A 25,128-nucleotide genomic window follows, 5' to 3' on the forward strand; every position below is an offset into this window, starting at 1 on the left:
TTTCCTTGTTCATTCTGCGATTGCAGCCTATCGTGACGCCAAAGGCACCGCCTGTTCAAGGGTGGGCCGGGAACTGGGCAGGGATGGGTTCACATGAAACTGGTAGCGCTATCTTCTTCGATCGTGGCAGGATTTGCCGCTCTCATGCTGGTGGGTCCACCATCGGCGCGGGCGGACAATGCCGCACAGGCTCCCATCGGCGGGATAGAAGAATCGGTCGATATCGACCTGCTGCTGTCGCGGATGACGCTGGACGAGAAGATCGGCCAACTGGTGCAGCGCATGGGTGGGCGGTCGAAAAGTCTCAATTCCCGGCTCGGGCCCGACGAACTTGACCGCGTGAGGCGCGGGGAGGTCGGCTCCTATCTGCATGTCGCGGGGGCAGAACCCTTGCGGGAATTGCAGCGCGTCGCCGTGGAGGAAAGCCGGCTGGGCATCCCTCTGCTGTTCTCGATGGACGTGGTGCATGGCTATCGCACGATCTTCCCGGTACCGCTCGCCATGGCGGCAAGCTGGGATCCCGATGCCGCCCGGCAACACGCGCGCATCGCGGCCCGCGAAGCCAGCGCTGCGGGGTTGCACTGGACCTTCGCCCCGATGGTGGATGTCGCGCGCGACCCGCGCTGGGGCCGCATCGTCGAGGGGGCGGGCGAAGACCCCTATCTCGGCAGCCGCATGGCAGCGGCGCAGGTTCACGGTTTCCAGGGCGACAGTCTTGCCGCGCCGGACACGATCATGGCCGGTACCAAGCATTTCGGTGCCTATGGCGCCGCAGAGGGCGGCCGTGACTATGCCGGGGCGGATCTTGGCGAGCGCGCCTTGCAGGAGACCTATCTGCCCCCGTTCCATGCGGCCGTGGAGGCCGGGACGGCCAGTTTCATGACCGCATTCAACGCGCTGAATGGCGTTCCCACGACCGGCAACGAAGCGCTTCTGCGCACGATGTTGCGCGAGGACTGGGGGTGGCAGGGCCTGCTGCTTTCCGACTGGCGGGCCGTCGAGGAATTGCAGGCCCACGGCGTTGCAGAATCCCGTCAGGACGCAGCCGCCCTGGCAATGCGAGCAGGCGTCGACATGGATATGGTCAGCGATATCTACGCCGACGATCTGCGCGCGGCGATAGAAGCCGATCCCGCCCTGTTACCCCTGCTGGACGGGGCGGTACGGCGCATCCTGACCGTAAAGCGGGACATGGGCCTGTTCGCCGACCCCTACGCCTACCATGACGCGGGGCGGGAGGCTTCGGTCATGCTGTCAGGCAGCCACCGCCAGGCCGCGAGGAAGGTGGCGCAGCAATCCATCGTGCTCCTGCAGAACGATGCAGACGTTCTGCCGCTGGCCCGCAATGCGGGGCGCATCGCGCTGATCGGAGCGCTGGCCGACGACGCCCTTTCGCAGCTGGGGTCGTGGCGAGCGCAGGGACAGGAGGGCGACGTAGTCACCCTTCGTGCTGCACTGGAGGCGGCTCATGCTGACGTGATATACACCACGGGAGTAGACACGCGTTCGGACGATACCTCTGGCATCGTTGCCGCGGTGACCGCTGCCGAAGCTGCCGATGTCATCGTCGTCGCGCTGGGGGAAGATTACGACTGGTCGGGCGAGGCCCGCAGCCGTTCGTCGCTGGAACTCCCCGGTCGCCAGAGCGAACTTTTCGAGGCCCTTGCAGCCACGGGAAAGCCACTTGTCGTGGTGCTGATGGGCGGGCGGCCCCTGGCCATTCCAGAGATCGCCGAGAAAGCAGACGCGGTGCTGATGACCTGGCTGCTGGGTATCGAGGCCGGACCCGCAATCGTCTCCACCCTGTTCGGCGAGAACAACCCGGGCGGCAAGCTGCCTGCCAGTTTTCCGCGCACGACCGGACAGGTGCCGGTCAATTACGATCACTTGCCAAGCGGAAGACCCGCCGATCCCGATCTTTCGCGCGATACCGCGCGCTACATGGACCAGCCGATAACCCCGCTCTACGCCTTCGGCCACGGCAAGAGCTATACCGACTTCGCCTACGGCCCGCTGCGGCTCGATAATGCGCGCATGCCGGCCGATGGCGGAAGCGCCACGGTCTCGCTCGATGTCACGAACGCGGGGGATCGTGCTGGCGACGAGGTAGTGCAGCTCTACGTCCGCGATCCGGTTGCAAGCGTATCGCGGCCGGTGATGCAGCTGCGCGGATTCCAGCGTGTGTCGCTGGCACCGGGAGAGACCAGGCGCGTATCCTTCACCCTGCGCGCCGATCAGTTCGCGCTGTGGTCTGCAGGGGGCGACTGGATCGTCGAACCGGGCGTGATCGAGATCATGGTCGGCAGCGCATCGGATGACATCAGGACGCGTGGGGAGGTCGTGATCGAGGGCAGCGCCCCCGGCTCGATCGCCCCTGCAGCCATTGCCACGACGACGAGGGCGCAATGACCGCCGCCGCCGGGAGCATGTCGGCCTTGGCAAAGCCGCTGGCGAAGTACCGCTGGGGCATCTGCGCGCTGCTATTCTTCGTCATCACCATCAATTACATCGACCGCCAGATCATCGGCGTGCTGAAGCCGGTGATCGAGGAGGACATGGGTTGGTCGGAGGTCGACTACGGCAACATCGTCACCGCGTTCCAGGCGAGCTACGGCATCGGGCTGCTCGTTGTAGGGCGCTGGCTCGACCGTGTCGGCACGCGCAAGGGCATCGCCATCGCTATCGGCCTGTGGAGCCTCGCCGCCTGCTTCCACGCCGCGGCGCGCAGCGTGCTGGCATTCATCCTGGCGCGCATCGCGCTGGGCGTTGCCGAAAGCGCGGCCTATCCCGGCGCGGTGAAATCCATCGCCGAATGGTTCCCCAAGCGCGAGCGGGCGCTGGGGGTCGGTATCCTCAACGCCGGTGCCAATGTCGGGGTGCTGCTCACGCCCGTCATCGCCATCGGGATTGCGGGCCTGTACGGCTGGCGCTCGGCATTTCTCGTCACCGGCCTTATCGGTTTCATCGTTCTCTGGGCCTGGCTGCGTTTCTTTCGTGAGCCCCGCGATCATGCCGCGCTCACCGACGAGGAGCGCGACTGGATCGGACAGGACGGCGAGGACGCTTCGGGTGAGCCGCTGGGCTGGAAAACGGCGTTCCGTCAGCGCCAGGCCTGGTTCTTCATCTGCGGCAAGTTCTTCACCGACCCGGTGTGGTACCTTTTCCTCTTCTGGCTGCCCGACTTTCTCAGTCGCACGCAGGGGATGGAACTGTTCCCGACCGCCGAAAGCGGAATTCTCGCCACGATCGGTCCCGCTCTGATCGGTGTGTATCTCCTCGCCGACATCGGCTCCATCGCGGGCGGGTGGTTCTCCTCGCATCTCGTCGCGAAGGGGTGGACCATCAATCGCGCGCGCAAGACCACGCTTTTCATCGCCGCGCTGTGCGCGCTGCCGATGGTAACCGTGGCCAGCGTGCCGGAGCCGTGGATGGCCGTGCTGCTGATCGGCCTGGGGACGGCGGCCCACCAGGCTTTCAGCTCCAACATCTTCACGATGATCGCCGACATGTATCCGCGCCGCGCGGTGGCCACCATCGCGGGCATGGGCGGGGCGGCGGGCGCGGTGGGGGGCATCCTCATCGCGCAGGCCACCGGCTGGACGCTGGAACTGACGGGATCCTACGTGCCCATCGTGATCTATGCCGGGGTGGGTTACATGATCGCCTTCATCGCGATCCAGCTGCTGGTACCGCGCATGCAACCCGCCTCGCTGGACTAGGCCCGAACAGGCACGGCCATCAAAGCGCCACCAATGCCCCGCCTGCGTCCGCGCTGCGGTACATCGCCTCGATAAGGCGGATATCGCGCAGGCCCATTTCTCCCGGCGTGCGATGCTGCTCTCCCGCACGCGCAGCGGCGGAGAAGCCATCAAGCTGCGCAGCGAACTGGGTGATCGGATTGCCCGCCGTATATGCGCGCGGCGGCTCGCCCGATCCCTCGAACACGATGCGATTGTCGTAATAGGTGGTCGCCGGGTTCATCTCCACGGAGGCCTCGCTGCCGAAGTACCTCTGGCGCGAGACATAGGGGCTCCAGCAATAGGATGACGATCCCTGCACCGTGATGCCGCTTGCCATGCGCACCCGCCAGTCGAGCCCGCCCTCGACCTCGGTAAAGCGCGGATCGTTCGCCGGGGTTGAGTAATGCGCGGACACCGCTTCGGGCGTATCGTCAGGCAGCATCATCAGCGACGTGTTGAGGCCGTAGATCCCGATGTCGTACATCGAGCCACCACCGGCCAGCGCCTTTTCCAGCCGCCACTTGTGCGGCGGCCAGTCAGGGTTTGCATTGAAGCCGTGGTCGGCCGAAACGAAGCGCATCGCGCCGAGGTCGCCATTATTGACGCGCTGCAGCACGTTCATGTTGTTTGGTTCGAAATGCACGCGGTAGGCGACCCCCAGCGTGCGCGAATTCGCCCGCGCGGCGGCCAGCATCGCTTCGCACTCCGCGCTGGTCGATGCCATGGGTTTCTCGCACAGGACATGCTTGCCCGCCTCCAGCGCGCGGATCGTGTATTCCGCATGCAGGCCCACCGGCAGGACGATGTAGACGCAATCAATCTCGGGATCGTCGGCGATGCTGTCGTAATTGTCGTAGTCGTAGAAGCGCGACACGCCATAGCGGGCACCAAGCATTCTGGCCTTGTCCGGATTGCCCGATACGAAACTGGTCATCCGTGATTGCCGCGCATCGGCAAAGCCGGGAATAACCTGCCCGACGGCGAAGGTGCCAAGGCCGACAATGGCCCAGCGCATGCGTTCACCCGGAAGTTCAGGCAGGGCAGGATTGCCGAGCAGGGGCTGGCCCTCCGCCTGCTGCGCCAGCGCGCTGCCCAGCGGCAGGGCCAGCGATGCTGCCGCCCCGGCTGAAATGATCTGCCGACGCGAAAAGTCGGGCGTTTGCGGTTTCCTGGCCATCGTTGTTCCTCCCGGTCCGATTCGTCCCTCTGGACTGTCAGGACCAGTGGTATGGACAAAATCGCTCTCTGGGTAGCGCTAACATTATCTGGCGAGAAAGCTACTTTCGCCATGTCGCGATGGCTCCTGTTCACGGCTATCAGCCGCTCAGCGCCGCCGATAACGGAAGTACCATACCTCGTGCCCCATCTTGGTGCGCGCCTTGTGCTCGTAGCGCGTCTCGCACCAGCCCGACGGGCGGTTGCGGAAGTCGTCCGGGCCTTCTGCAACCCATTCGAACAGGTGGGTGAAGCGCCGCATGACCATCAGTGCGTGCCGCACGTAGACGGGATGGTCGGTACCGAAACGGAACTCTCCGCCAGGCTTCAGCTTGTCCGCGATCATCTGCACCGGGCCGTCGTTCATCATCCGCCGCTTGGCGTGTTTGGCCTTGGGCCAGGGGTCTGGATGGAGCAGGTACGCCATTGTCAGCGCGCCATCGGGGATACGATCTAGCACCTTCAGCGCATCCCCGTTGTGCAGGCGCACATTGGCAAGCTTGCCGTCGCGCACGTGGGTCAGCGCCTGCGCCACGCCATTGAGGAAAGGCTCCGCACCGATGAAGCCGTGGTTCGGCAACAGGTCGGCCCGGTAGGCGAGGTGTTCACCGCCGCCGAAGCCAATCTCGAAATGCAGCGGACAGTCCTCCCCGAACAGGCGCTGCGCCGTTACCGGCCCGTCCTCCGGCACCGCAATGCGCGGAAGCAGGGTGTCGACAAGATCCTGCTGCGCAGCGCGCAGGGGCTTGCCGACAGAGCGGCCGTAAAGCCGGTTGAGGGTTGTGGGATCGCCTTCCTTGTGTGCCGTCATGGCGCGCTCGCTAGAGCGGCAGGGGGCGGGTTGTCCAGCACCAGCTTGTGCTTTAGGCGCTGCGGCCATGGAACAGGCACTCGCTCTTTTCGACGCCCAGCCGCCGTGGGCGCAGGCCGCCATCGGCCTTGCCGGACTGGCGCTGGTGGCGCTGCTGGTCAATTTCCTGCTCAAGAAAGTCATCCTGCGGCTTGCCGCGCCGTTCCTCGATACGCGCAGTAAAACCGCCGACAAGGCCGCGGCGCGGCTGGCCACCGTCGCCCCGCTGCTGATCGTCGCCAAGGGCATCGAACTGGTGCCGCACCTGTACGAAACCGTCTGGCTGCTGATCCAGAACCTAGCCCAGGCGTGCATCGTGCTGAGCGTGGCGATGGCGATCAGCAAGGCGCTCGATTACGTCGACGAATTGTACCGCCGCCGCCCGAATGCGCACATGCGTCCGATCAAGGGCTATGTGCAGGTGCTCAAGATCCTCGTCTACTGCGCCGCGGTAATCCTCGGCATCTCCGCCCTGATCGAACAGTCGCCGCTCCTCCTGCTGTCCGGCCTTGGGGCCATGGCTGCCGTGCTGCTGCTGGTGTTCAAGGACACGATCCTCTCGCTCGTCGCCTCGGTCCAGCTCACCAGCAACGACATGCTGCGCGTCGGCGACTGGATCGAGATGCCATCGATGGATGCCAACGGCGATGTGGTGGACATCGCCCTGCACACGGTGAAGGTCCAGAATTTCGACAAGACCATCACCACCATCCCGACCTACAAGCTGATCGCAGACAGCTACAAGAACTGGCGCGGGATGAGCGAGGCCGGCGGGCGGCGGATCAAGCGGGCGCTGCCGCTGGACCAGAACTCGGTACGGTTCCTGTCGAAAGAGGAAGTGGACGACCTGCGCCGCTTCCGCCTGCTGGGCGATTACCTTGCAGACAAGGATAGCGAACTGACCGCGTGGAACGCGCGGGAGCTGGCGGGTGATTCCAACCCGGTGAATGCGCGGCGTATCACCAATATCGGCACGTTCCGCGCCTATGTGATCGAGTACCTCAAGGCGCACGAGGAACTGACCGGGCAGGGCTTCACGCTGATGGTCCGCCAGCTCGATCCAACCCCCCAGGGCCTGCCGCTGGAAATCTACTGCTTCACCAACACCACGGTCTGGGCCGAGTACGAGCGCATTCAGGCCGACATCTTCGACCACTTGATCGCAATCCTGCCAGAATTCGGCCTGCGCCTGTTCCAGCAGCCGAGCGGACTGGATCTGGCCGGGCTGGGCAAGGTTCCAAGACGGGATTGATAGCCCGGCAGGCTCAGTCTGCGCGGCTCTCCAGCCAGCCTTGCGCCCAGGCAATCTCGTCGGCAACCCCGCCTGCGGGAAACGGCACGTCGGGTGGCACGCCGACATTATCGAAGGGTTCTTGGGGCAGGCGCATGGAGCGGGTCATCGGCCAACCGAGTTCGAAATCGCCCGACGGTGCGGGTGCGGTTATGACGTTGGAGTAGTCGATCACCCCCGCCGTCGGCCCGCCCAGCAGGGTAACCTTGCGGCTGGCGCGGGCATCGATGGCAAACTGGTCTCCCGACGACCCGGCGCCTTCCGCCAGTATGCCGACGCGGCGCGGGTATTCGTAAACCTGCGGATAGGTGACGATTTCGAAGCCGCCATCGGACAGCGGGACGAAATCACTGTCAGACGCTTCGGCCCTGTCCAGCACGTTCTGCACGAATTCGTGGACTTCCGGCGGGTATTCTCCGCTGTCCACATTGGCCTGCAAGGCAGCCAGATTGCGCGGTGTATCGCGCAGTTCCACGCCGATCTGGTAGATGGGCCGGGTGTAGAGATAGCTCATCAGGCGCGCATACATCTGGTCTGACCCGCCATTGTTTCCGCGAAGGTCTATCAGCAGGTTCGGTGTCGAGGTGATGGTGTCGTGATGCTCCGCCAGCAATGCCTCGAACGCGTCGAAGTATTCGATGTGAAAGGTCGGCACGCGCAGCATCACGGTGTCGGCAGACAGGCGGCGGAACGCGAATTCGTTACCCGGCGGAGGGGTGAAATTGCGTGCAGGGGTGCTGTCGGCATCCTGCGCCCAGGGGTTGGGCGGCGACACGATATTGGATCGCAGGCCAAGATGATCGTCCCCGAACCAGTCGAGCAGCGCACCCAGCGCCCACATTCGCGCGTCCGGGTTGTCGGCGATACGCTGCCTCGCCAGGGCAACCTCGCGCTCGAATTCCGCTTCCCTTCCTCCAGCCACCTTGGTTTCCCAGCCCGCATAATCGGTGCGCAGCACGTCGAGGACGAACGCGATGTCATCGTCGTGGGCAGTGGTCTGCGCCATGGCGATGCCAGGCATGACGAGGATCGCCAGGGCAGTGAGCAAGGCCCTGATGGCGAAGGAAATCTTTCTCATCGCGCCGGTATGCGCCAGCTTTTCGGAATTGGAAGCAAATTTTGCGACGGCCCACGAACAAGCCCCGGAAGCGGGGTCGCTTCCGGGGCCATGCTCCCCCCGTCCAGGGGCAACTGTTACTCTTCCATCACGCGGCTTCCGTTTCCTCGACCGCATCGGGATCGCGCAGCACGTAGCCGCGACCCCAGACCGTCTCGATGTAGTTCTCGCCGCCGCATGCGCTGGAAAGCTTCTTGCGCAGCTTGCAGATGAACACGTCGATGATCTTCAGTTCGGGCTCGTCCATGCCGCCGTAGAGGTGGTTGAGGAACATTTCCTTCGTCAGCGTGGTGCCCTTGCGCAAGCTGAGCAGTTCCAGCATCGCGTATTCCTTGCCGGTCAGGTGAACGCGCGCACCGTCCACTTCCACGGTCTTCGCATCGAGGTTCACGGCCAGCTTGCCGGTGCGGATGATCGACTGGCTGTGGCCCTTCGAACGACGCACCACGGCGTGGATGCGGGCAACCAGCTCGTCACGGTGGAACGGCTTGGTCACGTAGTCGTCGGCGCCGAAGCCGAACGAGCGGATCTTGCTGTCCATCTCGGCAATGCCGGAGAGAATCAGCACCGGCGTCTGCACCTTGGCGACGCGCAGCTTCTTCAGCACGTCATAACCGTGCATGTCGGGCAGGTTCAGATCGAGCAGGATGATATCGTAATCGTACAGCTTGCCCAGATCGAGACCTTCCTCGCCCAGGTCGGTCTGATAGACGTTGAACCCTTCGGTCGTGAGCATGAGCTCGATCGCCTTGGCAGTTGTCGGCTCGTCTTCGATAAGCAGAACGCGCATCTTTCGTACCCCTTAGTGTCCCCGCGGGCCTGAACCCGTTCGCGGTGTAGCCCGTTATTAACCACGCAATTTCTCACCGAAAAAGGTTAACAAAGCGTTTCGCGCGTTAAGACTTTCTGGGTGAGTCATTTGGGTGACAGTGTTTTTTGAAGCCTCAAGCGCCGGCGGTCGCGTCCGCTCCCTTGGCTTTCCTCGCTTCCGGGCAGGCGAGCTGCCCACGCTGCGGGCGGCCGTTCGGCCTTGCACTCGCTTCGCTCGCGTTCGGGGCCACTGGTCGTTTGGGCGGCGCTTGTTAAGAGGTTTGTGGCAAGGTCTTAACATCGTGGTTCCAACTAACCTGGAACACATGGAACAATGTCCAGGAGGAAAAAACCGGGATTGTGTAACCCTGGGCGCCGGAAGTGTGACCTTGCGGGCGGAAATGTGTCACTTTCACTGAGATCGAGTTGCGAGTGGTTGAGAGGCTGGGTCATGACGGAGTGAGAGGCACGGAACGGGGCTTGTAGGGAAGGGAGAGAGCCTCGACGCGCAGCGCCATGTTCCTTTACCAATCACCACCTCCGCTCAGCCTGAGCTTGTTGAAGGCCACGCGCTGACGCTAGCCAGACCCGATGGACTTCCAAGCCTACCTCCTGCGCTGCAACGATGGCAGCTACTACGCAGGCCACACCGACAATCTGGACGTCCGCATCGGCCAGCACGGCAGCGGAACTTTCGTGGGTTTATCAGACGTCGCTTTTACCTCAGTCTTGGTTTGAAAAGTTGCTATGGAGTCAAAAGCGAGGCAATCTGCATATGTCATATCGAACTTTAGGTGGAGGTGAAAATGTCGAACCAGAACTCTGACAAGAATGACCGCATAGAAAAAAGCTATCAGCCAAGAACTCCATCGAGAGATGACGAGGCTTCATACAACCCCAAAACCCCTGGCGATGTAACGCCAGCGCCAACTCCGCCGAAAAAGGGCTGAGAATGGGAAATTCGGGTCCTCCATCGCCGCCTCATTACATTCCGGACAGTGTGCAACCTAAGGTGCCCCCTCCCCCTGCAAAGCCTGCGCCCTCTCCCCCGAAGAAGGGATAGGAGAACTATGCCGCAAATCAACGCGGCGAATGCTTGATGCGGGAATGTAAGTTATCCTTGATCCGAAATAATCTACTTCAATCTCCTCTGCGTCAAAGTCCTCGCCGTCGCTGGTTGTGGAGTTTGTGACGTAAAGTGCAATGTCTCCATCCTTGCCAATCACTGCCGGTCCGAAAGGGGATTCGGCAAATCTACGAGTATCGATGCAGCGTAACCAGCTTCCGTCTGTTAATTCGATGCTGATTTGGCTTAAAGGATAGCGTGAATTGCAGACTGTTAGTGTCTGCCATGCGGTCGGTACATCGTCTGACCATGAAATGTCAGTTTTCTTCATTAGCCATCTGAATATGGGAATTCCAAATCGGCGCCAAAGTCCTCCTGATATTATAGCTCCAATGGATGCAGTAAGCAGAATTAGCCAGCGAGGAGAACCCGCCATTGCAGCCGCAATGGCAGTGGCGACAAGCCCAAAACCTAGGGACCTGAACGTTATCTCTACGGCGCCATGATGGTCGCGTTGTCCAGCATAAGCGACAAGGTAGGCAGCATAACCGCTCGCAAGTGCCAGTTGTATTTGCCATGGCAACGATAAGAATTCATTAGACATTGCTCTCACCCCATCCCGGCCAGCTTCTTCGCCCGCCGCCGCTGCACGGAGGAGCCAATTCCGATAGCCTCGCGGTATTTCGCCACCGTGCGCCGCGCCAGGTCGAAGCCTTCGCCTTTCAGCAGTTCCACCAGCTTGTCGTCGGACAGGATCTTCTTCGGGTCCTCGGCATCGCACAGCGCCTTGATGCGGGCCTTCACGGCTTCCGCGCTTGCACCTTCTCCGTCGGTGCCGCCGCCAACCCCGCTGGTGAAGAAATACTTCAGTTCGAAGGTGCCGCGTTCGCAATGCAGGAACTTGTTGCTGGTGACACGCGACACCGTGCTCTCGTGCATCTCGATCGCCTCGGCCACGGTCCTCAGCGTCAGCGGGCGCAGTTCGGATACGCCGCGCTTGAAGAAGCCGTGCTGCTGTTTTACGATTTCAGCGGCAACTTTCAGAATGGTCTTCTGGCGCTGGTCCAGCGCCTTTATCAGCCAGTTGGCATCGGCCAGCTTCTCGCTCAGCCAGCCTTTCGCTTCCTTGTTCGTCGCGCCGGCGCGAAGTTCGACGTAGTAGCTGCGGTTCACCACCAGGCGGGGCAGGGTCTCTTCATTAAGCTGGATATCCCAGCCCTCGTTCCCTTCCGCATCGGTGACGCCTTTCAGCAGCACGTCGGGCACGACAGACGTGCTGGGGGAGCCGCCGAATTTCAGGCCCGGCTTGGGATCGTAACCGCGCAGTTCGGACAGCATCTCGGCGAAGTCCTCGTCATCGACGCTGCAAATGCGCTTCAGGTGCGCGACCGCGCCCTTGGCGACGAGTTCGAGGTTGTCGATCAGCACTTCCATGCACGGATCGTAGCGGTCGGCTTCTTTCGCCTGCAGCGCGAGGCATTCGGAAAGCGAGCGCGCGCCCACGCCGGTGGGGTCTAGCGACTGGACCACGTGCAGGGCTTCCTCGACGCTGGCCTGGGGGACAGCCAGGTTCGCGGCAATGTCCGACAGGGGCGTGGAGAGGTAGCCTGCCTCGTCTAGCAAGCCGATGATGTGGCGGGCGATGAATTCGGTGACGGCATCGGGTGATGCAGGGCCGACCTGCGTCTCGAGGTGGTCAGCGAGCGAGAGGTCATCGCTGCTGCGGTTCTCGAGGTCCGGCGCTTCGCCCACTCCGCCTGCGCCCGAATGCTCGGCGGACCAGTCCCCGGTATCGCGGTCCACATCAAGAGCGCCGGGGTCGATATCCAGCGCCTCGTCGCCGTTGCCCCCTCCATCCATATCTGGCGTGGCGTCGTGGATGTCGGGCTGGTCGCTTTCGGGCGAGGCTTCGCGGTCTTCGGCGCGCACTTCGCCCGCTTCCAGCAGCGGGTTTGCCTCCAGCGCTTCGCCGACGAAGGTCTCGATCTCGAGATTGGACAGCGCCAGCAGCTTGATCGCCTGCTGCAGCTGCGGCGTCATCACCAGCGATTGCGATTGCCTGAGGTCTAGTCTTGGCCCCAGAGCCATATCAGACCCTCCCGCACAGCATCATTGTCGCAGGGGCATCACAGTTCGAAACCCTCGCCCAGGTACAGGCGCCGCACGTTCTCGTCGGCCACCAGCTCCTGCGGGCTGCCAGCGAACAGCACCTGCCCGCCGTAGATAATGCAGGCGCGGTCGACGATATCCAGCGTCTCACGGACATTGTGATCGGTTATCAGCACGCCGATGCCGCGTCGCTTAAGGTCTTTCACCAGGTCGCGGATATCGCTGATGGAAAGCGGGTCGATCCCGGCGAAGGGTTCGTCCAGCAGCATGATCGAAGGCTTTGCAGCCAGTGCGCGGGCAATTTCGCAGCGACGGCGTTCACCGCCCGACAGGGCCATGGCCGGGCTGTCGCGCAGGCGAGTGATGTGGAATTCCTCCAGCAGCCGCTCCAGCTCGGCCGCGCGGGTGGCTTTGTCCGGCTCCACCATTTCCAGCACGCAGCGGATGTTCTGCTCCACCGTCATGCCGCGAAAGATGCTGGTTTCCTGCGGCAGGTAGCCAAGACCCAGGATCGCGCGGCGGTACATCGGCAGCCGGGTGACATCCACGCCGTCCATCAGGATGCGGCCGGAATCTGGCTTCACCAGGCCCATGATGGAATAGAAACAGGTCGTCTTGCCTGCGCCGTTGGGGCCGAGCAGACCCAGCACCTCGCCCTTGGCGACGGTGAGCGAAATATCGCTGAGGACGGCGCGCTTGTCATAGCTCTTGGCGATGGAGACCACTTCCAGGCCGCCGCTTTCGGGCAGGTCGGGTGCGGCGTTGCTGGGCGCTTCCGCCATGGCTTCGGCCAGTGCCTCATCATCGAGGAATTCGTCGTCGAGCGCGCTCATGAGGTGCCATCTAGCACGAAAGGCCCAGTAATGAAGGGGAGATTGAACTGTGCTTGGCAAGATTCGTGCATGTCCTGCGGGCGGACAGCATCGCCCCGGCGATGGCCCGCCCGGTCGACCGACTTGCAAGAGCGCGCGTGAAGTGGAATACTTCGAATCGGGACTGGAAAGAGAGGTAAAGCCTGATGAACAAGGCACTCGAACAGGCGCACAAGGCACGCGAAGGCTCTGCGCAGAAGCTCGACTGGCGACGCAAGATCAGCGATCACGTGGCTTTCGGCCTGCTGATCTACACTGGCCTGCACATCTTTTTCACCATGACCCAGCTCAAGAGCACAAGCGGTTCCCTGCTGCCCTATTTCGCGCTCGTTGTCCTGGTGGCCGCCATCATCCCGGCCTGCCGCTGGTTCGAAATGCGCTGGGACTCCTTGTCCGATGCAGAGGCCGCCGATCCGGCGCTGGCCCCCGCGTTCCGGCGCGAAGTGGTGCTGTTGTGGCTGGCCGCGATTGGCCTGCCGCTGGTGCTGACGTTCGGCTTCAAGGCCGTCGCCTCGCTCTTCTGACCACCATTCCCCGCCTGTTCGCCGCCCTGTTGCTGGGTCTTCTGGCAGCGCCGGCGCAGGCATCCCCGCTTGCCCCCGAAGCTGCCCCTGCGCAGCAGCCGGCCACGCCAGCGCCCACCGCCGGATCGATAGAGGTCGACCGGGCAGACGGGCAGGACGAGCGCATCGCGCAGCGCCTTGCCGACATTTTCGCCAATGTTCCCAGCCTGTCGCAGGTAGAGGTTTCCGTGAGCGGCGGCGTCGTCACTCTTTCGGGGATCGCCGCTGACGATGCCGCCATCCAGCGGGCAGAGGCGATTGCCGGCGGCGTGGAAGGCGTCGTTACGGTGGAAAACACCATCGAACGCGACGTCTCGGTCGATATCGGGGAAGGCATCGGCGGCCTGGGCGACCGGATCGGACAGGTGGGCCGGATGCTGCCACTTGTCGGGCTCGCCCTGCTCGTCGCGCTGGCGATTGCCGCGCTGGGCTACCTGATCGCCTCGCTCTCCATGATCTGGCGGCGCGTGGCGCCGAACGGCTTCCTGGCAGAAGTGATAACCAGCGCCATCCGGTTCGTGTTCGTGATCGCCGGGATCGTGATCGCACTCGACATGATCGGCGCGGGTGCGCTGATGGGCGCGGTGTTGGGCGGGGCGGGCGTGGTCGGCATTGCGCTGGGCTTTGCCATGCGCGACACGGTGGAGAACTACGTCGCCAGCCTGATGCTGAGCCTGCGCCAGCCCTTTCGCGCCAACGATCACGTGATCATCGACCAGCACGAAGGCCGCGTTATCCGACTCACCAGCCGCGCTACCGTGCTGATGACGCTGGAGGGGAACCACCTGCGCATTCCCAACTCCACCGTCTTCAAGGCGGTGATCGTCAATTACACGCGCAACCCGCAGCGCCGCTTCAGCTTTGAACTGGGGGTGGACGCGGATGACGATGCCGAAGCCGCAAGGGTGCTGGGCCGCGACACGCTGGCCGCGCTCGATTTCGTGCTGAACGAGCCCGCGCCCGAAGTGCGGATAGACCGGGTGGGCGATTCAAACGTCGTGCTGACGCTCCTGGGCTGGATCGACCAGCGCCAGGCCGATTTCTTCAAGGCCCGCAGCCGTGCCATCGCCGCCAGCAAGCGCGCGCTGGAGGACGGCGGTTTTGCCATGCCCGAACCGATCTATCGCCTGCGCTTCGACCAGCGCACCGTGCCGCTGCCGTTCGAGAACGTGGGCCGTGAAGGGGGCGAGCCTCGCGCCTCGACCCCTTCACCTGCGGCCCAGCCGCCAGCTGCACCCGCTCCCGCCAGGCCAGCGGCGCAAACGGACGCGCACGACGTCGCGCCCGAAGACGAGATTGCCCGCATGGTGGAGGAAGAGCGCGCCGACACCTCGGCAGGCGAAAAGGACCTGCTCGACAGCGGCAGGCCGGTGGAGTGACGGCGACGCTGCGTGGCAGCGGCTCTCAGAGGTTCAGAAGCGCAGCCGTGACGGCCACGGCGCATTGCGCCGCTCAGCTGGCCTTGCCTTGCGGAAACTCGTTGCAGTTCCAGCCAGCTGAAATTTTCCGCCACGCGGGTGCGGTTGAGCAGACTTTTTTCGTAGCCTCCGCAAACGGCCAGGACCACGTCGAATTCGGGGCGCGCGGCAAGGATGCGCGAAAGTGTTAACCGCCCGTTGTCATCAAAACAACGGGCGTGAAACGACACGCCGTTCAATGGCTTGGCAGGGAGGGGAGACCGCCAGCAAAATGGCGGCGGCTTCCCCCTGGCAAACGGTGGTTACTTCTTGTTCGCCTTGTCCGCTTCGTACCGCTCGATGGCTTCCAGCGTGATACGCTTGGCTTCGGCGGTGTCGCCCCATTGCCCCACGCGCACCCACTTTTCCTTTTCCAGGTCCTTGTAGTGGGTGAAGAAATGCTCGATCTGCGCGAAGATGATGCTCGGCAGGTCCTTGGTTTCGGCAACGTCGGAATAGTAGGGGAAGGTGGTGTCCACCGGCACACACACCAGCTTTTCGTCGCCGCCGTGCTCGTCTTCCAGGTTCAGCACGCCGATGGGGCGGGCGCGCACGACGCAGCCAGGAATGAAGGGCGAACGGGCGATCACGAGCGCGTCCAGCGGGTCGCCATCGGGCGATAGCGTGTGCGGCACGAAACCGTAGTTCGCCGGATAGCGCATCGGCGTGTGCAGGATGCGGTCGACGAACAGGGCGCCGCTTTTCTTGTCGAACTCGTACTTCACCGGCTCCCCGCCGGTGGGCACTTCGATGATCACATTCAGGCTGTCGGGCGGGTTATCACCGACCGGCACATATTCGATACGCATGGATGCTGTTATCCTCTTGCGGGTGTAAGCGGCATCCCCTCCCAAGAACTCGCATGCCGCCTAGCGCACATGGACGGCCTTGCCCAGACCCATTGTCGATGCAGGCAAGACGAGCGACAGTTGTGGTGTGAAACCGCCCGCGTCAGTCCCGGCGCGGTGCCAGCAGGCGGTCCAGCCCGGCCTCTGCGCTGCCGGTGCGTTCCAGCCAGGGATAGCGCAGGCCATCGAAGTAGGGCAGCTCCATGACGGAATGGACCTTGCCCCGTTCGATGTGCAGCGACACCGGCACGCCGTCCGCCTGCGCACGTTCCAGCGCCTGCGCAAGGCGGGCCTGGCTGAAGGACAGGCCATCCACCGAAACGATGGTGGTATCGGGCGTCAGTCCCGCGTCGAAGGCGGGCGATCCCCAGCGGGTGCCCGATACGTTGCCCTCGTCATCCACGCTGATGCCGAGCGAGCCCGAAAAGTCGCCCGCCGCGCCGCTGCGCGCCTGGCTGGTCCATGGATTGGGCTCGTCGCGCCAGACAAGGCGATAGCCGCCGGCCTCTATCCCCGCGAGCGGTGCCGGCTGGCCTGCCGTGCCGATGCGGGCGGAAAGGAAGCCATCCCAGTCATAGGCATAGGTGCGTTCCAGCGCGGCGACGACGTCTTCGTACTCGTATGTCGATACGCTCCATTCGCCGTCCGGCCCGCCGAAGAAATCCGCGGCGAAATCGTCCAGGCCGCGTGCGCCATCGGTGCCGGAACGGATGATCTGGTCGGCCTCCAGCCATACCAGCCCGGCCTCGCGGTAATAGTCGCGATTGCGGCTGAGCGAGGGCCACGGGCGATCGGCGCGGTAGCCGAGCATGGGATCGAAAGTCGTATCCTCCACGCTGCGCCATTCGCGCCCGGCCAACTGGCTGAAACTGGCCGCGGTGTTGGCCATGAAGCCGAGCACCATCTCCTTCGGCATGAAGCCGCTGCGCGCCGCCAGAACGAAGTCCCAGAAACTGGTCTGCCCTTCGTAAACCCACAGCAGCCGGGCATCCACGTCGCTGTGGTAATCGGGGGCATCAAGGCCTGCCGGTCGGCGGTACTTGCCGTTCCAGCTATGGGTGAATTCGTGCGGCAGCAGTGTGTTGTCGTGGGCGTTGCCGGCAAAGTCCGACAGGTCGTCGGGCGTTTGCGTGTTTTCGCTGGAGCGATGATGCTCCAGCCCGATCGTGCCCAAGTTGTCGGTCAGCCCCAGCAGGAAGTCATAGTGATCGAAGCGCGGCCCGCCGAACAGGATGAGGGCCTCTTCCACCAGTGCCCGGTGCGCGGCAATCGCCTCGTCCGTGGCCTCCAGATTGGCGGCCTCGTCGCCGAAAGCCTGCAACTGCACGTTATGACCCAGGTCCCACGTGCGGTGATGCTCCCCAGCAAACAGCGGGGAGTCGACCAGCGTCTCGTAACTCGTCGCATCGTAATGCACGGTGTCGCCGTCCACCCGCGCGCCTTCCAGCGCGCCTGCCGCCTGCCAGCCTGCGGGCAGCGTGACGCTGGGCTTCACGCGGATCTGCCCGACATCGTGCCCGGCGGGATAGAGCGACATCTTCTCCCACTGCACGTTGGCCATTGCATCGGTCACCAGGACGCGCCAGCCCTGGCCGGGGAAGGGGGAGGCGTAGGTCAGCTGCGCAGTCACCTGCGTCGTGCCCGCTGGCAGAGCCAACCTGAAGGCATAGGGCTGGTAGGCCAGCCGTTCCCACGTCACCGGCCCCGCGTCGGAAGTGAAGGCGAGGCGCGAGACGCGCTGGATCTGGCCCGATGGCGCGTGGTTGCCCGGCAGCCATTCGGGATAGACGAGTACCAGTTCGCTCGTCCCTGCCGTAACGGGGATATCCTGCTGCGTCGTGAAGGTACGGTTCACGGTGTCGCTGGCGTCGACATGCAGGCGGATGGTGCCGGGATAGGGGGTGTCCGCGCTGGGCGGCAGCGGTGCCTGGTCCTGCGCGAAGGCGGGAACGGCAAGGAGGAGGGCGAAGGGGGCAAGGCGTGCAATCATGCACGCGCTGATGCCGCCTCTGCCCGGGCAAGGCAAGGTGTCGTTTCGCCAGCCCCATTGCCGCCGCGCGTGCTAGGCAGTAACGGACGCTGCCATGTCCAAGACTTCCCTCAAGACCCCCCAAGCGATCCGCGGCACGCAGGATATTTTCGGCCCCGAGGCGGAGGCTTTCGCCTTCGTGGTCGAGACCTTCGAGCGGGTACGAAAGCTGTATCGGTTCCGCCGCGTCGAGATGCCCGTGTTCGAGAAGACCGAGGTTTTCAGCCGCGCCATCGGCGAGACGACCGATGTCGTCAGCAAGGAGATGTACTCGTTCGAAGACCGGGGCGGGGACTCGCTTACGCTGCGCCCCGAATTCACCGCCGGTATCGCGCGCGCTTTCCTGACGAACGGCTGGCAGCAGCACGCTCCGCTAAAAGTGGCGACGCACGGTCCGCTGTTCCGCTACGAGCGCCCGCAGAAGGGCCGCTATCGCCAGTTCCACCAGATCGATGCGGAGATCATCGGCGCCGCCGAACCGCAGGCGGACGTGGAGCTGCTGGCCATGGCCGACCAGGTGATCCGCGAACTGGGCATTGAAAACGTGACCCTGCACCTCAACACGCTGGGCGACGCGGATACCCGCGATGCCTGGCGCGCGGCGCTGATCGAATACTTCGGCGCGGCGAGGGGCGAACTCAGCGAGGATTCGCAGGAGCGGCTGGAGAAGAACCCGCTGCGCATTCTCGATTCCAAGGATCCGCGCGACCGCAAGTTCGTGGCCGACGCGCCGAAGATCGACGCTTTCCTGTCCGACGATGCTCAGCGGTTTTTCGATGCCGTCACCAGCGGGCTGGACGCGGCAGGCGTGAAATGGACCCGCGCGGAAAGCCTGGTGCGAGGGCTGGACTATTATCGCCACACGGCGTTCGAATTCATCCCGGACGAAGGCTCCGCAGCGGCGGGCGCGCTGGGTTCGCAGAGCACGATCCTTGGCGGCGGTCGGTATGACGGCTTGATGGAATCGCTGGGCGGCGCACCGACACCGGCGGTCGGCTGGGCCGCGGGGATCGAACGGCTGGCGATGTTGGTGGGGGAACGAACGCCGGATCGATTGGATGTTGCCATTGCAGTCGAGGATGATGCTCTCTTGCCTGCTTCTGCTCGGATTGCGCCAATTCTTCGCCGCGCTGGCTTCACCGTTGAGGTTATCGCGACCGGCTCTACTCGAAAAAGATACGATAAAGCGTCAAAGCTAGACCCAATGTATCTGGCATCACTGCAAATACGCGATGGGACACCTGGGTACAGTCACAAGTCGCAACTTGATGACGAGGCCAATAGCAAGATTGACGCGGTGATTCTGGAAAACGTTCAACTGTGACCATCCCAGCCGAACGTCTCCGCCAGATTGCCAACCGATTCGCCGAGCTCGAGGCGCGCATGGCTTCGGGCCAGCTGGAGGGCGAGGAATTCGTCCAGGCCAGCCGCGACTATGCCGAGCTGGAGCCGGTGGCGAAGATCGCCACCGAAGTCTCCGCCATGCGCGAGGAGGTCGCGGGGCTGAACGACATGCTCTCCGATCCCGAAATGCGCGGCATGGCGGAGGAGGAACTCGCGAGCCTGAAGAAGCAGCTGCCGGGGGCCGAGCGCAGGCTGGCGCTCGCCATGCTGCCGCGCGATGCTGCCGACCAGCGCCCCGCCATGCTGGAAATCCGCGCCGGTACCGGCGGTGATGAGGCCGCACTGTTCGCGGGTGACCTGTTCCGCATGTACGAGAAATATGCCGCCGAGCAGGGCTGGAAGGTGGAGCCTGTCAGCGTCGCCGCAGCCGACGTGGGTGGCTACAAAGAAGTGGTCGCCAACGTCACCGGCACCGGCGTGTTTGCCAAGCTGAAGTTCGAATCCGGCGTTCACCGCGTGCAGCGCGTTCCCGTTACCGAGAGCGGCGGGCGCATCCACACCAGCGCGGCGACAGTAGCGGTGTTGCCGGAGCCTACGGAAGTCGACGTCTCCATCGATGATAACGACCTTCGCATCGACATCTACCGTTCCAGCGGGGCGGGCGGGCAGCACGTCAACACCACGGATTCCGCCGTGCGCATCACCCACGTGCCCACCGGCATCGTGGTGGCGATGCAGGACGAGCGCAGCCAGCACAAGAACCGCGACAAGGCGATGAAAGTGCTGCGCGCGCGCCTTTATGAAAAGCGCCGCGAGGAAGCCCACGGGGCCGAGGCCGAGGCGCGCAAGGCGATGGTGGGCAGCGGCGACCGTTCCGAACGCATCCGCACCTACAATTTCCCGCAGGGCCGCGTGACAGATCACCGCATCGGCCTGACCCTGCACAAGCTGCCGGAGGTGCTGGAAGGCACCGGTCTTGCCGAGATGATCGATGCGCTGATTGCCGAGGACGAAGCAAAGCGCCTCTCCGCGATGGATGCGTGAGGGTAGCTGAAGCCATCCGCGACGCGGCGCAGCACCTTGCCGCCACCAGCGACACCGCGCGGCTGGATGCCGAATTGCTGATGGCGCACGCGCTGGGCTGCTCGCGCTCAGACGTGCTGCTGCGCCGCATGCAGGACCAGGCACCGCACGCTTTCACCGCGCTGGTTGATCGTCGCGCTGCGCACGAACCTGTCGCCTATATCCTGGGCACGCAGGAATTCTTCGGGCTCGATTTCGCCGTTTCGCCCGCCGTCCTCATCCCGCGCGGGGATAGCGAGAGCGTGGTGCAGACCGCGCTGGATGCCGCGCCGTTTGCCCGCCGGGTGCTGGACCTTGGCACCGGATCTGGCGCGCTGCTGCTGGCGGTGCTGGCACACCTGCCGCAGGCGGAAGGGACGGGTATAGATGCCTCGTCCGCCGCCCTTGATGTCGCCCGCAGCAATGCCGATGCGCTTTCGGCGAACGCGCAGTTTCACCTGCGCGACTGGACCCAGGCAGGCTGGGCCGACGGGCTCGGCCAGTTCGACCTGATCCTCGCCAACCCGCCTTATGTGGAGGACGATGCCCGGCTCGCCCCTGACGTGCGCGACCACGAGCCGGCGAGCGCCTTGTTCGCCGGACCCGAAGGGCTGGACGATTACCGCATAATCATTCCCCAATTGCCCGAGCTGTTGACAGAAACGGGTGTGGCCGTGCTCGAAATCGGTGCGACACAGGCAAGTGCAGTCTCCGAAATTGCACGCGACCACGGGTTTACTGCAAGTGCACATAAAGACCTTGGCGGGCGTGAGCGGGCGCTGGAATTGCGATTAACACTTGGCAAAGCCGAATCGAGTAGCTAACCCGTGCATCAGGTCGACAGCGCAGAGGCGCTGGGCCGAACTCCGAAATTTGCCGGTTCCGCGGTCGAACGACCGCAGCGCAAGAATGCAGGTTACGGAGCGAAATTACCTCGTGACGAGGGTGTAATCACGAGGGGTCATATGGCGAAGCGGCGTGAAGCCGCAGCCAGATTGAGGAAGCGAAGTTCCCTTGAATAGCAATCGAAACAACAATCGTCGGCGCGGTCGCGGCAACAATAATAATCGTGGCGGCAGCGGTGGTGGTGGTAACCCGTCGAACCGGATCGATTCCCGTGCGCGTGGCAATGCCCCGCAGATGCTGGAAAAGTACAAGAAGCTGGCGCACGAAGCGTCGCTGAACGATGACCGGGTGCAGACCGAATACTACCTGCAGTTCGCCGATCACTATTTCCGCGTCATCGCCGATATCAAGGCGCAGAAGGACGAGGCCCAGGCCAGGCGCAACAACGAGCGCGGGCAGGACAGTTCCGACGACGATGACGACGATGACGATCAGGATGATCGCAACGACCGCAACGATCGCAACGATCGCGGCAACCAGAACAACCGTTCGCAGGATCGTCAGAAGGGTCGCCGGGGTAACACCGGGCGCAACCGCCGCGACGATGACAACGACGACAACGATAACGGCGGCGCCGGGTTCGAGGAAGGCCAGGAAGGCTCTCCGGGCAACCAGGAAGACGACGACAATCCCTTCGTCAAGACGGACAAGCCCAAGAAGGCGCGCAAGGCCGCTGCCCGCAAGCGCAAGCCTGCCCAGGACAATTCCGATAACGAGACCGAGGATTCGGTGAACGACGACGGCGGCCTCGATCCCGACATGCTGCCGCCCGCCATTGCCCGCAGCGCGCGCGATGACGACGACGACGCCGAGGAAAAGCCCAAGCGCAAGCTGACCCGCACGCGCCGCAAGCCCTCGGCTGACGACGACGGCGGGGAAGCGCTCGAAGCGGTCAACTGACGCTTCGGGGATACCGGCGGCTTTCCGCCCGGCAGGAGCAGGCAGCAATGGCCAGCGGACTTTCCGTGCTGAACCGGCTGACCGATCATCCGCGCATCGCTGCGCTGGTGCTGGGCCTGCTTTCTGCAACCGGTTTCCAGCCGCTTGGCCTGTGGCCTGTTGCCTTGCTGGCAACCGGTCTGCTGCTGCCGATCCTGATCCAGGCTCGCACACCGCTGCGCGCCTTCGGGCTCGCCTGGCTGTTCGGCGTGGCGCATTTCACCCTCGGCAACAACTGGATCGCCGATTCCTTTACTCACCAGTCGGAAATGCCTGCCGTGCTCGGCTGGGCGGCTGTGCCGCTGCTGGCGCTCTATCTTGCTGTCTATCCCGCGCTGGCCGCTTTGGTCGCGCGCGCCGTGGTAAAGACAGGCAGCGTCTGGGCCTTCGCGCTGGTGTTTTCCGGCAGCTGGATCGTTACCGAATGGATGCGCGGCTGGGTCTTTTCCGGCTATGCATGGAACCCGCTGGGCATGGTGCTGCTCGGACCGTTCGACCGGCCCGGCCTTGCCGCTCTGGCTCCGGTGATGGGCACCTATGCGCTGTCCGGCCTCGCCGTTCTGTTGGGGTGCGCCGCGGTCATTCTGCTGCGCGAGCGCAACTGGCTGACGGGCGCGATTGTGGCGGTGCTGCTTGCGGCAGGCATGTACTGGCCGGTGGGCGAAGGCCGCGAGGGCAGCTTGCAAATCACCATCGCCAAGCCCGACATTCCGCAGGACGCCATCAGCGATCCGCGCTTTTACGAAGCGAACTTCGCCCGCCTGGCGCGGCTTTCCCCCCGGCTGCAGGACGGCGACGAACCCCGGCTGGTGCTGTGGCCGGAAGCTGGCATGGCCGATTATCTGCGCGAGGGGTATCCGCAGCGCTATTACGATCGCACCACCGCGCTTGGCGATCCGGCCTATGCCCGTCGCCGGCTGGGCGCGACAGCGGGCGCGAACAGCGTCTTGCTGACAGGAGCGGTGGATCTGGAGATCGGCGCCGACGAAACCGGTTTCGTCCGGGCGCTGGGTGCGCGCAACGCGGTAACCGCCATCAGTGCGGAAGGGGAAATCCTGGGCGGTTATGCCAAGGCTCACCTCGTCCCTTATGGTGAATACCTGCCCATGCGCGAACTGCTGGAACCGCTGGGCCTGTCGCGCCTCGTTGCTGGCACGATAGACTTCTGGCCCGGCCCCGGTCCGCGGACGCTGGATCTTGGCGCATACGGCAGGCCCGGCATGCAGGTGTGTTACGAGATCGCTTTCCCCGGCGAAGTGGTCGACCCCGGCAACCGCCCCGACTTCATCTTCAACCCTTCCAGCGAGGCGTGGTTCGGCAGCTTCGCACCCCCGCAGTTCCTGGCCCAGGCCCGCATGCGAGCGATAGAGGAAGGCCTGCCCGTGCTGCGCGCCACCAACAGCGGTATCAGCGCGGTTATCGATGCCCGGGGCGTGGTGCGCCAGTATCTCGGGAGTGAGGAACCGGGCCGGATCGATGCGGTTGCGCCGCCCCCTGCGCAGCCGACGCTATTCGCGCAGTTCGGCAATATTCTTTCGCTTATCTGGGCTGTCGCGATGCTGCTGGCGGGCCTTGTTGCAATGCGGCAAGACCGGCGTTAGTTGTCAGGCACGTTTACTTACCGTTACCCTTCCGACATCTCAAAGGAACTCCGAGGCAATGCGCTCCACCTATCTTTTCACGTCCGAAAGCGTTTCCGAAGGCCATCCGGACAAGGTTTCCGACCAGATTTCCGATGCCATCGTCGATCTGTTCCTGTCGAAGGACCCCGAAGCGCGCGTGGCTTGTGAAACGTTGACGACGACGCAGCTGGTGGTTCTGGCGGGCGAAGTGCGCGGCAAGGGCATGATCGATACCGACGGTAACTGGGAAGACGGCGCGCAGGAAGAAATCCAGCGCGTGGTGCGCGAAACCGTGAAGCAGATCGGCTACGAGCAGTCGGGCTTCCACTGGAAGAACCTGACGTTCGAGAACCACCTGCACCCGCAAAGCTCCGATATTGCGCAGGGCGTTGATGCCAGCGGCAACAAGGACGAGGGTGCCGGCGACCAGGGCATCATGTTCGGCTATGCCGCCAACGACACGCCCGACCTGATGCCCGCCACGCTCGATTACAGCCACAAGATCCTGGGCCGGATGGCGGATGACCGGCATTCCGGCAAGGCCCCGTTCCTGGAGCCCGATGCCAAGAGCCAGGTCACTCTGCGCTACGAGGGTAGCAAGGCCGTGGCCTGCACCGCGGTGGTGGTATCCACCCAGCACGCCCCCGATTACTGCTCCCCTTGGGAAAAGGACGGCAAGAGCGGCGGAGACGCGGACAAGTATGCCCAGCTTCACGACTATGTGAAAGGCGTTATCGGCGACATCATCCCGGCAGAGCTGCTCTCTGACGAGACCGAGTACCACATCAATCCCACGGGCAAGTTCGAGATCGGCGGGCCCGATGGCGACGCCGGTCTGACCGGCCGCAAGATCATCGTCGATACCTATGGCGGTGCGGCACCGCACGGCGGCGGCGCGTTCAGCGGCAAGGATCCGACCAAGGTCGACCGTTCGGCGGCCTACATCACGCGCTACCTGGCGAAGAACATCGTCGCTGCCGGCCTTGCCCAGCGCTGCACGATCCAGCTGGCCTATGCCATCGGCGTGTCGAAGCCGCTGTCGCTCTATGTCGATACGCACGGCACGGGCACCGTGGGCGACGACAGGATCGAAGACGCCATTCGCGGCATCGAGAAGCTGGGCGGGCTGACCCCGCGCGGTATCCGCACCCACCTTGGCCTCAACAAGCCGATCTATCGCAGGACTGCCGCCTACGGGCACTTCGGCCGCAAGCCCGAAGGCGATCACTTCCCGTGGGAGCGCACGGACCTGGTGGACGATCTGAAGGCTGCGCTGGCCTGAGGCCGT

21 protein-coding genes are annotated in these 25,128 nt (G+C 63.9%); 12 read left to right on the forward strand and 9 right to left on the reverse strand.

Annotation, left to right across the window (positions count from 1 at the left end):
* Nucleotides 1–93 precede the first annotated feature (93 nt).
* Together D2V07_RS08580 and D2V07_RS08585 are read left to right on the forward strand one after the other, a co-directional pair.
* Nucleotides 94–2,409: a glycoside hydrolase family 3 N-terminal domain-containing protein gene (locus D2V07_RS08580; RefSeq protein ID WP_233548314.1), complete on the forward strand. Its 2,316-nt coding sequence runs from the start codon at nucleotides 94–96 to the stop codon at nucleotides 2,407–2,409.
* The gene (locus tag D2V07_RS08585; RefSeq protein ID WP_119586553.1) at nucleotides 2,406–3,719 is read left to right on the forward strand and encodes an MFS transporter; all 1,314 of its coding nucleotides are present in this window, start codon (nucleotides 2,406–2,408) and stop codon (nucleotides 3,717–3,719) included. Before D2V07_RS08580 ends, D2V07_RS08585 begins: the two co-directional genes overlap by 4 nt.
* A gap of 19 nt (nucleotides 3,720–3,738) precedes the next feature.
* On the opposite strand, the gene D2V07_RS08590 is transcribed toward D2V07_RS08585, so the two are convergent.
* On the reverse strand, nucleotides 3,739–4,917 hold the full coding sequence (locus D2V07_RS08590) for a Gfo/Idh/MocA family protein (RefSeq protein WP_119586554.1): 1,179 nt from the start codon (nucleotides 4,915–4,917) through the stop codon (nucleotides 3,739–3,741).
* A 147-nt stretch (nucleotides 4,918–5,064) separates the two neighbouring features.
* Nucleotides 5,065–5,766, reverse strand: coding sequence for a tRNA (guanine(46)-N(7))-methyltransferase TrmB (trmB, locus tag D2V07_RS08595; RefSeq protein WP_119586555.1), 702 nt, complete (start codon nucleotides 5,764–5,766; stop codon nucleotides 5,065–5,067).
* Nucleotides 5,767–5,833: 67 nt separating this feature from the next.
* On the opposite strand from trmB, the gene D2V07_RS08600 reads away from it, so the two are divergent.
* Nucleotides 5,834–7,057: a mechanosensitive ion channel family protein gene (locus tag D2V07_RS08600; RefSeq protein WP_119586556.1), complete on the forward strand. Its 1,224-nt coding sequence runs from the start codon at nucleotides 5,834–5,836 to the stop codon at nucleotides 7,055–7,057.
* A gap of 13 nt (nucleotides 7,058–7,070) precedes the next feature.
* Here D2V07_RS08600 and D2V07_RS08605 read toward each other — a convergent pair whose 3' ends face one another.
* Together D2V07_RS08605 and ctrA are read right to left on the reverse strand one after the other, a co-directional pair.
* A complete protein-coding gene (locus tag D2V07_RS08605; protein ID WP_158586786.1) occupies nucleotides 7,071–8,174 on the reverse strand; it encodes a S41 family peptidase in 1,104 nt (367 codons plus the stop codon).
* Nucleotides 8,175–8,301: 127 nt separating this feature from the next.
* Complete coding sequence (gene ctrA, locus D2V07_RS08610) at nucleotides 8,302–9,003, reverse strand: response regulator transcription factor CtrA (RefSeq protein ID WP_119586558.1); 702 nt, start codon at nucleotides 9,001–9,003, stop codon at nucleotides 8,302–8,304.
* A 611-nt stretch (nucleotides 9,004–9,614) separates the two neighbouring features.
* On the opposite strand from ctrA, the gene D2V07_RS08615 reads away from it, so the two are divergent.
* Nucleotides 9,615–9,761, forward strand: a complete 147-nt coding sequence (locus D2V07_RS08615; protein WP_119586559.1) for a GIY-YIG nuclease family protein — start codon at nucleotides 9,615–9,617, stop codon at nucleotides 9,759–9,761.
* A 269-nt stretch (nucleotides 9,762–10,030) separates the two neighbouring features.
* Here the strand turns inward: D2V07_RS08615 and D2V07_RS18380 are convergent, their stop codons facing one another.
* The 3 genes from D2V07_RS18380 to lptB are packed head-to-tail and all read right to left on the reverse strand — an operon-like array spanning nucleotide 10,031 to nucleotide 12,980.
* Nucleotides 10,031–10,693 (reverse strand): hypothetical protein, encoded by a 663-nt coding sequence (locus D2V07_RS18380; RefSeq protein WP_147366922.1) that lies wholly within the window; start codon nucleotides 10,691–10,693, stop codon nucleotides 10,031–10,033.
* 5 nt (nucleotides 10,694–10,698) lie between these two features.
* Entirely contained in the window at nucleotides 10,699–12,177 is a 1,479-nt protein-coding gene (gene rpoN / locus D2V07_RS08620) for an RNA polymerase factor sigma-54 (RefSeq protein WP_119586560.1), read from the reverse strand.
* Between the two features lie 38 nt (nucleotides 12,178–12,215).
* On the reverse strand, nucleotides 12,216–12,980 hold the full coding sequence (gene lptB / locus D2V07_RS08625; RefSeq protein WP_119586749.1) for an LPS export ABC transporter ATP-binding protein: 765 nt from the start codon (nucleotides 12,978–12,980) through the stop codon (nucleotides 12,216–12,218).
* A gap of 236 nt (nucleotides 12,981–13,216) precedes the next feature.
* On the opposite strand from lptB, the gene D2V07_RS08630 reads away from it, so the two are divergent.
* Both D2V07_RS08630 and D2V07_RS08635 read left to right on the forward strand, forming a co-directional pair.
* On the forward strand, nucleotides 13,217–13,594 hold the full coding sequence (locus D2V07_RS08630; protein WP_119586750.1) for a hypothetical protein: 378 nt from the start codon (nucleotides 13,217–13,219) through the stop codon (nucleotides 13,592–13,594).
* A complete protein-coding gene (locus D2V07_RS08635; RefSeq protein ID WP_325049006.1) occupies nucleotides 13,525–15,012 on the forward strand; it encodes a mechanosensitive ion channel family protein in 1,488 nt (495 codons plus the stop codon). The genes D2V07_RS08630 and D2V07_RS08635 overlap by 70 nt, the downstream gene beginning before the upstream one ends.
* A 341-nt stretch (nucleotides 15,013–15,353) precedes the next feature.
* Here D2V07_RS08635 and ppa read toward each other — a convergent pair whose 3' ends face one another.
* Together ppa and D2V07_RS08645 are read right to left on the reverse strand one after the other, a co-directional pair.
* Complete coding sequence (ppa, locus tag D2V07_RS08640) at nucleotides 15,354–15,899, reverse strand: inorganic diphosphatase (RefSeq protein WP_119586561.1); 546 nt, start codon at nucleotides 15,897–15,899, stop codon at nucleotides 15,354–15,356.
* A gap of 142 nt (nucleotides 15,900–16,041) precedes the next feature.
* Nucleotides 16,042–17,928, reverse strand: a complete 1,887-nt coding sequence (locus D2V07_RS08645) for a M61 family metallopeptidase (protein WP_119586562.1) — start codon at nucleotides 17,926–17,928, stop codon at nucleotides 16,042–16,044.
* A gap of 94 nt (nucleotides 17,929–18,022) precedes the next feature.
* On the opposite strand from D2V07_RS08645, the gene hisS reads away from it, so the two are divergent.
* The 6 genes from hisS (at nucleotide 18,023) to metK (ending at nucleotide 25,122) form a co-directional block, all read left to right on the forward strand.
* Complete coding sequence (hisS, locus tag D2V07_RS08650) at nucleotides 18,023–19,291, forward strand: histidine--tRNA ligase (RefSeq protein WP_119586563.1); 1,269 nt, start codon at nucleotides 18,023–18,025, stop codon at nucleotides 19,289–19,291.
* Nucleotides 19,288–20,355, forward strand: a complete 1,068-nt coding sequence (prfA, locus tag D2V07_RS08655) for a peptide chain release factor 1 (protein WP_119586564.1) — start codon at nucleotides 19,288–19,290, stop codon at nucleotides 20,353–20,355. The genes hisS and prfA overlap by 4 nt, the downstream gene beginning before the upstream one ends.
* Nucleotides 20,352–21,197 (forward strand): peptide chain release factor N(5)-glutamine methyltransferase, encoded by an 846-nt coding sequence (prmC, locus tag D2V07_RS08660; RefSeq protein ID WP_119586565.1) that lies wholly within the window; start codon nucleotides 20,352–20,354, stop codon nucleotides 21,195–21,197. Before prfA ends, prmC begins: the two co-directional genes overlap by 4 nt.
* 190 nt (nucleotides 21,198–21,387) lie before the next feature.
* A complete protein-coding gene (locus tag D2V07_RS08665; protein WP_119586566.1) occupies nucleotides 21,388–22,179 on the forward strand; it encodes a DUF4167 domain-containing protein in 792 nt (263 codons plus the stop codon).
* 47 nt (nucleotides 22,180–22,226) lie between these two features.
* Nucleotides 22,227–23,819 carry an apolipoprotein N-acyltransferase gene (gene lnt / locus D2V07_RS08670; RefSeq protein ID WP_119586567.1) on the forward strand — a complete coding sequence of 531 codons (1,593 nt, stop codon included), beginning with the start codon at nucleotides 22,227–22,229 and terminating at the stop codon, nucleotides 23,817–23,819.
* Nucleotides 23,820–23,877: 58 nt separating this feature from the next.
* Nucleotides 23,878–25,122, forward strand: coding sequence for a methionine adenosyltransferase (metK, locus tag D2V07_RS08675; protein ID WP_119586568.1), 1,245 nt, complete (start codon nucleotides 23,878–23,880; stop codon nucleotides 25,120–25,122).
* The last annotated feature ends 6 nt before the right edge of the window (nucleotides 25,123–25,128 follow it).

Origin of the sequence: Aurantiacibacter zhengii (assembly GCF_003584125.1) — a bacterium.
Lineage (GTDB): Bacteria > Pseudomonadota > Alphaproteobacteria > Sphingomonadales > Sphingomonadaceae > Alteraurantiacibacter > Alteraurantiacibacter zhengii.